Annotated in this window: 3 protein-coding genes and 1 pseudogene; 1 reads left to right on the top strand and 3 read right to left on the bottom strand. The window is 73.5% G+C overall.

Translation table 11 applies throughout. The features are described 5' to 3' along the window. The 3 genes from HUW36_RS30370 to HUW36_RS30360 all read right to left on the bottom strand — a co-directional run. Window positions 1–719 (bottom strand): DUF6297 family protein (locus tag HUW36_RS30370; protein ID WP_246248399.1); only part of this gene is annotated, 719 nt, incomplete at its 3' end. Continuing rightward, the gene (ccmA, locus tag HUW36_RS30365) at window positions 716–1,339 is read right to left on the bottom strand and encodes a heme ABC exporter ATP-binding protein CcmA (RefSeq protein WP_174531224.1); all 624 of its coding nucleotides are present in this window, start codon (window positions 1,337–1,339) and stop codon (window positions 716–718) included. The genes HUW36_RS30370 and ccmA, both read right to left, overlap by 4 nt. A gap of 31 nt (window positions 1,340–1,370) precedes the next feature. Next, window positions 1,371–2,318, bottom strand: a complete 948-nt coding sequence (locus HUW36_RS30360; RefSeq protein ID WP_246248398.1) for an ion transporter — start codon at window positions 2,316–2,318, stop codon at window positions 1,371–1,373. Between the two features lie 177 nt (window positions 2,319–2,495). Here HUW36_RS30360 and HUW36_RS30355 point away from each other — a divergent pair. Beyond that, a pseudogene (locus HUW36_RS30355) lies at window positions 2,496–2,678 on the top strand (MFS transporter); the annotation flags it as partial.

Genomic DNA, 2,678 nt, shown 5'->3' with positions numbered 1-2,678 from the left:
CGGACCACCGCCGCCACGGTCGGCGGCCACGCCACCAGCGCGACCACGCCGACGACGGAGCCGGCCGGCGGCGGCACGGACCGGCCGGCCAGGTGACCCACGACCACCGTCGCCGCCACCACCGCGCCGGCACCGAACAGCGCCCGGTCGAGGACCCGGATCCACCCGGAGGGACGCCTGCTGGCCTGGGCGACGACGGCCAGGGCGACGACCGCAGTCGCGCAGGCGGCGCCGGCCGTCGCCGAACCGGCGAGCCGGTACGCCCCGCCGCCACCGGTCGCCGCCGCCGAGGCCAACCCGAGCAGGCCACCACCGGCGAACGCGAGGACGAGAAGCCCGACGAAACGGGGCCGCAGCCACGCCCGGCGGTCCACCGGCGAGCTGACCACCCAGGACTGCGCGGCCGGCGCCACCACCAGCGGCCCCACCGCCCGGAGCCCTCGCCAGGCCAGCCCGACGACGGTCAGCACGGCGGCGACGCCGATCCAGTACCGGTCCCCCGGGTCGCCCTGGCGTCCCGACGGGGAGCCGAGATAGTCGCGGACCCCGTCGAACAGCGCCCAGCCGTACATGCCGCAGAAGAGCACGAGGACGTAGGTGTCGGTGAACAGGTCACCGAGCGAGGTCTCCCGGTGGCGCCGCCGGCTGCGCCGCAACCAGCTCCGCAGCCGGCGGGCGTCGGGCCGGTCGCCCCGCCGGATCCGCAGCTCGGTGGTCACGCACCGACGCCGATCTCGAGCCGGTCGTCCGCGACCGTCGCGGCCAGCTCGGCGTCGTGCGTCGCCATCAGCACGGCCGTGCCCTCGGCCTTCTCGCGCAGCAGCCGGTCGGCCAGCCACTCGCGGCCCCGGGCGTCGAGGCGCTGCTCCGGCTCGTCCAGCACGAGCAGGCGGCGGGGGCGCACGAAGCACGAGGCCAACGCCAGCCGGCGGCGCTGCCCGCTGGACAGCGTCGACGGGAGTTGGTCCCGGGCCCGGTCGAGCCCCAGCTCCGTGATCACCTCGGCCACCGTCCGGCCGGAGCCGCCGTGGGCGTACGCGACGAGTTCCAGGTGCTCCGACACCGACAGGTCCGGAAAGAAGTCGATGTCGTCGAGCGCGGCGGCGAGCAGCGCGCGCATCTCGGGATCGGTCTCGTAGCAGCGGCGTCCGTTCACCAGAACCTCACCCTCGTCCGGGCGGTCCGCGCCGACCACGCAGCGCAGCAGCGTGGTCTTTCCGCTGCCGTTCGGCCCGACCACCACGACGAGCCGCCCGGCGGCGAGGCTGAAGGACACGTCCTCCAGCACGACCAACTGTCCGAACCGCCGGGTCAGGCCGCGCACGCTGAGGAGGTCCACAACTCGCCACTGTCGCACAGCGGCGCAGCCCTCAGCGCTCGGTGAGGTGCCGGCGACGGCTTGCGCCGGGGGTGTCCTCGCGGTCGATCCGCAGCTCCCGCTCCAACTCGGCGATCACCGTACGCAGGTCGTCCAGGCGTTGGCTGATCGCGATCCGGTCCACCTCGTCGGGCACGCCGTCGCCGTCGGAGTCGTAGTCCGGCGACAGCCCCTCGGTCATCTCCAGCCGGCGCGCCTCCTCCATCGAGTTGACGATGACGGCGATGAGGATGTTCAGCAGCAGGTTGACCGCGATCATGACGAAGCTGACGTAGTAGAGCAGCGTCCACGGCGACACCTCGAGGCCCTGCTCCAGCAGGTCGGGAAGCGTCTCCAGGGACAGCAGCACGAAGAGCGTGACGAGCGAACGGCCGATGTCGCCGTACTGCTCGGGATAGCGGTCGCCGAAGATCAGCCAGCCGGCCATGCCGTAGACGTAGAGCGTGACGCCGGCGAGCGCCAGGAACGCCGCCACGCCGGGCAGGCTGCGCCACAGCGCCGTGACGATGGTGCGCAGGCCGGGTGAGAAGCGGACCAGGCGCAGCACCCGGGCCACCCGGACGAACCGCAGCACGGCCGGGTCGCCGTGCAGCCACGGTATGAAGATCGCGACGGTGACCAGCAGGTCGAACACGTTCCAGCCGTGCCGGAGGAAGTCCTGCGGCCGGCGGCCGTACGCGAGCACCCGGATGGTGATCTCCACGACGAAGACCAGCCGGAACATCCACTCGGTCCCGCGCAGCACCGACGCCGTGGTGCCGGCGTGCGGGTACGTCTCGATGCCCAGCACCACCCCGTTCGCCATGATCAGCACGACGATCGCGATCTCGAACGGCCGGGACGCGACGATCCGGGCGCACCGGGCCGCCAGCCCCGGTTCCGCCCCGCCCGGTCCGCGTACGCCCCGCTGGGTCGGCACGTCAGCTCGCCGGTCGACCATCCCGACACCCTATTGGGTTACCGTCGGCGGGTGATCCGGGCCGAGACGTACGCGCAGTGGATCACCCCTGCCCTCCCGCTCTACGGCAACGACCACGAGCGGGCCGACTTCGCTCCCTGAGGCGCACCTGCGTGCCACGCCTCTCACCCGACCCCCCTTCTCCGGGAGCGATGCCCCATGTCCGTCGACACCTCGATCCGGGCGGTGCTGCGCGCGCCGCAGGTCGCCCGGGTGCTCCTCGGCAGCCAGATCGGCCGGCTGCCCACCGCCAGCGGCCCGCTCGCGCTGCTGCTCTTCGCCCGCCAGTCGCTCAGCCTGGCCGCCGCCGGCCTGCTGGTCGCCGCGTACACGGCCGGGATG

The sequence above is a fragment of the Micromonospora maritima genome, assembly GCF_902825405.1.
Classification (GTDB): domain Bacteria; phylum Actinomycetota; class Actinomycetes; order Mycobacteriales; family Micromonosporaceae; genus Micromonospora; species Micromonospora maritima.
Note: the sequence above shows the minus strand (reverse complement) of the source record. Positions and strands in the feature narration are given on the sequence as shown.

Coding starts and splice junctions, on each gene's coding strand:
- HUW36_RS30360 (WP_246248398.1), bottom strand. CDS start 2,318: ATGGTCGACCGGCGAGCTGACGTGCCGACCCAGCGGGGCGTACGCGGA.